The organism is Flavobacterium sp. (genome assembly GCF_044368625.1).
Taxonomy (GTDB): domain Bacteria; phylum Bacteroidota; class Bacteroidia; order Flavobacteriales; family Flavobacteriaceae; genus Flavobacterium.
This window is the reverse complement of sequence record NZ_JBIPPD010000379.1, coordinates 1-3846: the sequence shown is the minus strand read 5'-3', so window position 1 is coordinate 3846 and position 3846 is coordinate 1. Positions and strand designations below refer to the sequence as shown.

The window sequence follows — 3846 nt, the reverse complement described above, 5'->3', positions numbered from 1 at the left end:
TACCGCATTTCCTCTTATAAAACATCATGGTTGCAGCGTAATGATCGGCGCAACCCCGTTTCTTCAAGATCTAGTCAACCATGTCGAGATGAGTGGAGAAACATTGCCCCGCCTCGTTCAGTATATCTGCGGCGGCGCCGCAGTGCCTCCATCCCTGATCTACCGGGCGCTTCGAGCACTGCCAAACTGTATCGCATGGCGCACTTTCGGCGCGACTGAAACGACGACGCTAACGCGGGGACCGGAAAGCCGGGCAGACGCGCATTTAGGTGCCGAAACCGATGGCAGATTGTGGGGGATCGAGGCCAAAGTGGTGGACATCGCAACCGGGCTTACGGTTCCGCCGGGGGCAGAGGGTGAACTTTGCGTCCGCGGACCTGGCATGATGTTGGGCTATGCCGACCCAGAAGACAACTACAGCGCTTTCGATTCCGATGGTTTTTTCCGGATGGGCGATCTTGTTCGGATGGTCGAGGGTGATCACATTGTTTGCACCGGTCGGACGAAAGACCTGATCATCCGGGCGGGAGAAAATATCAGTTCTAAAGAGATCGAAGATGTCTTGACCGCATCTGACATGATCGCTGAAGCTTCGGTGGTCGCGATGCCTAGTAACCGGACTGGCGAGGCAATCTGTGCCTTTATCATTCCGCGCGCTGGATGCTCTGTCGGCTTTGCAGAGGTTACGGCGTTGTTTGCTGGCGCGGGACTAGCACAGCAGAAAACGCCCGAACATTTGGAAATTGTCTTGGAGTTTCCGAAGACGCCCGCTGGGAAGGTGAGGAAGGACGAATTGCGGCGCGTTGCGGCAGCGCTCGGGCCCATCGAAAAAATCGCGTCTGCTCGTCAAGCTGGATTTGTTGAGAGCAAACCTTGAATTGTCACGTTTAGAACAATCAGGGGCCAGCCCGAGTGGGAGGCCTAGTGCCGCTCAACCTCACCAATCTTGCAGCTGAAAGCTCTCCTTACCGTTACCGCAATCTGGGCAGACCCAGTCGTCCGGCACATCGCCCCAAGCCGTACCGGCTGCTATGCCATCCTCAGGAGCGCCATAGCCTTCATCGTAAACATAGCCGCAAAAGCTGCAAATGTGCCGCTCCAACATCAAACCGGCCAGACAATTGGCAAGTAACGCAAGCAGTTGGCCTTCCCCGGCACTGCGATTGGTATCTCACCAGGCTTGATACTGAAATCGGGAATACGCTTTAGCCACTCTTGAAGGAACACCCGCAACTCCGTTCTGGCTAGGAAAGAGCCGATGCATTGGTGCGGTCCTCGACCAAATACCAGCGTCCGCTTATCGCCCCGTTCAAAGTCCACTCTGAATGGGTCGGGATATCGGCTCTCGTCAATTCCGGCGGCCGACGTTGGGATCAGGATACGATCGCCCGCTTTGAAGGTCAGTCCATTGTATTCCATATCCTGAGCAACAACGCGTGCGATATTGGCAATGTGAAAGCGGCGCATCATCTCTTCGAGAGCATTATTAATCATCCTCGGATCATCAACCAGCGTTTGACGGTGCGCGGGATTCTCGGCAAGGAATTTCGTTAGAAATCCCAAGGTCGATGCCACGGTATCTAGTCCAGCGGCAATCAGCACAGCGCCGAAACTGATAATCTCCTCATCAGTGAAACGGCGGCCGTTCTCAATCTTCGCCCCCAAGATTGCGCTAAATATGTCGCTGCCTGGCGCTGCACGGCGCTTAGGCATTACATCGTTCGCAATGTAATCGAAGACACGCTGGAATGCCGCTCCTTGCACTTCAGGATCAGTAGAGCGGACTATGTCTTCAGAAATCTGCATTAGGTAAGGGGTATCTTCGTCAGGAAGCCCCATGAGGCTCATGACGATGATAATTGGCATCTTGAGTGCGAATTCCTTCACAAAGTCGCACTCACCGTGATCATAAAAACCTTCAATCAACGAGATTGTGAGATTGCGGGCGACCTCCTCGAGGTTGCTGACCGATTTGGGGCTGAAGAATGGAGCCAGAACCTTGCGTGCATCTGCATGCAGGTCACCATCCCATTCGATCAGTGTCAGCGTGATTGGCATCGGCGGCACTGTCTGATGTCGACTGGAAAACGCGATGTTGTCCATCAAGATAGCTTCCATGTCGCCATAGCGGGTCACAACCCAATGCCCGCCATGGCGCGGCGTGAAGAAGATATCAGGCTCATCATGAAGCGACTTAAAGTGTGCATATACATCACTGCCATCGCGCATGTCTGCAAAGTCAAAGTCGCGCACCAAATCGGCAGGGATATGCGATGGAATTTCAAAAACTTTCATGGCCGCGGAAGTCCTATCAATCAGCTTGATCAGTCGGATCATATCGGAATCGAATGCTCACAGCAGTGCCAGTATCGACCGTTCGAGGCGAAAGGCTAATGTGGACCATTATCTTCCCTACCACTGCGCCTTCATGTTTCATGCGGTTGATGCGCCATCAATCGCATAATCGGCGCCAGAGATGTAGACGCTTTCATCCGAGATAAGAAAGCGAACCAGTTGGGCAACCTCTTCAGGAGTTCCTGCGCGTTTCGTAGGGGTAAGCGAAATCCCGACGGCATCCATATCCGGCCCCAACTCCTCCGTCATGGGTGTGCGGATATATCCTGGCAGCACGGCGTTGACTCGAATGTTGTCATTGACCAACTCCAGCGCCGCAACCCTGGTAAGCCCTCGTATTGCCCACTTAGTCGTGGCATAAGCCGCAATCCCGGCAAACGGACGCACCGCAACACTTGAAGAGAGATTGACAATCGACCCGCCGCCCGCTGCCCGCATCAGCGGCGCAGCGTGCTTGATCCCGAGCAGCGGCCCGAGCTGGTTAATCTGGAAGGTTCGCGTGTACTGCTCTGGCGTCAGGTCTGCCAAGGCGCCTGGAACCATAATACCTGCATTGTTCACCAGCCCGTCAAGCCGGCCGAACTCTTGCCTGACAACCTCGAAGAAGGAAATCCAATCCGCCTCTTTACTGACATCAAGATTGACGAAGCGGGCGGCATCGCCCAGTTCGCTGGCCAGCGCGGCTCCCTCTACATCCAGAACATCGCCAATCACGACACGTGCACCTTCCGCAACGAACAAGCGGGCTTCCGATGCGCCCATGCCACGCGCGCCGCCACTAATGCCAATGACTTTGCCCTCGAGACTGCCCATACTATCCCTTTCTGCTTATTCGCATGCACCAACGACGCGCTTGTTATTCCATAGTGGTGCCTGCGCCCGTCACTATCCGCAAGTGCACGCGATCAAAGCACTGCCCTGGTCAAAGCCGAGTTCAACTCCAAGCAACCCGCAGTGTCATGCAGCAATATCTGTATTCGTGGATAAGGCAGCGCAAGCATTGCCAAGCTGTGACGTGCGATATTCCTTTGGCGTCATCCCGTATTCTGATTTGAACATCCGGCTAAAATGCGCGGCACTCTTAAACCCTGCCATGTAGGCAATCTCATGTATCGGGTATTCGCGCAGAGGCTCGGATGCCAGCCAGTCCCGTGCCCGTGGCAATCGCTGGCTCCAGAGAAGATGGGAAAAGGACGTATTCTTAGCCTTGAGCACATGGCACAAATAACGGGGCGAAATCCCGCATTTGTGCGCTACTTCGTCGTAGCTAAGCTCGGGATCGGTCAAGTTACGCGCAATATAGGCCTCAATATCAGCCAGCCGCTTGTCAACAACGCTTCTGCGATGGGTCGGTCCAACATCAACGTTGCGAATATATTCAGAGAGCGTTTCTAGAAACGCATCAACCAGATGCTCGGCAACATTCCGTGTCAGATAATCACCTTCGTCGAACAGCAGATCAAGCAACCGCTTGATGACATGGCGATCCCC

The 3846-nt window shown here is 54.4% G+C and carries 5 protein-coding genes; 1 reads left to right on the top strand and 4 read right to left on the bottom strand.

Features of this window, described 5'->3' with window-relative positions; all coding sequences use genetic code 11:
- A partial coding sequence (locus tag ACIQ2X_RS17200) for an AMP-binding protein (RefSeq protein WP_396180260.1) occupies positions 1-877 on the top strand: 877 nt, incomplete at its 5' end.
- A gap of 60 nt (positions 878-937) precedes the next feature.
- On the opposite strand, the gene ACIQ2X_RS17195 is transcribed toward ACIQ2X_RS17200, so the two are convergent.
- From ACIQ2X_RS17195 to ACIQ2X_RS17180, 4 genes are all read right to left on the bottom strand, one after another.
- The gene (locus tag ACIQ2X_RS17195) at positions 938-1105 is read right to left on the bottom strand and encodes a rubredoxin (protein ID WP_396180259.1); all 168 of its coding nucleotides are present in this window, start codon (positions 1103-1105) and stop codon (positions 938-940) included.
- Positions 1105-2295 carry a cytochrome P450 gene (locus tag ACIQ2X_RS17190; RefSeq protein WP_396180258.1) on the bottom strand — a complete coding sequence of 397 codons (1191 nt, stop codon included), beginning with the start codon at positions 2293-2295 and terminating at the stop codon, positions 1105-1107. Before ACIQ2X_RS17190 ends, ACIQ2X_RS17195 begins: the two co-directional genes overlap by 1 nt.
- 138 nt (positions 2296-2433) lie before the next feature.
- Positions 2434-3168, bottom strand: a complete 735-nt coding sequence (locus ACIQ2X_RS17185; protein ID WP_396180257.1) for an SDR family oxidoreductase — start codon at positions 3166-3168, stop codon at positions 2434-2436.
- A 144-nt stretch (positions 3169-3312) separates the two neighbouring features.
- A partial coding sequence (locus ACIQ2X_RS17180) for a helix-turn-helix transcriptional regulator (protein WP_396180256.1) occupies positions 3313-3846 on the bottom strand: 534 nt, incomplete at its 5' end.

Coding starts and splice junctions, on each gene's coding strand:
- ACIQ2X_RS17195 (WP_396180259.1), bottom strand. CDS start 1,105: ATGTTGGAGCGGCACATTTGCAGCTTTTGCGGCTATGTTTACGATGAA.
- ACIQ2X_RS17190 (WP_396180258.1), bottom strand. CDS start 2,295: ATGAAAGTTTTTGAAATTCCATCGCATATCCCTGCCGATTTGGTGCGC.
- ACIQ2X_RS17185 (WP_396180257.1), bottom strand. CDS start 3,168: ATGGGCAGTCTCGAGGGCAAAGTCATTGGCATTAGTGGCGGCGCGCGT.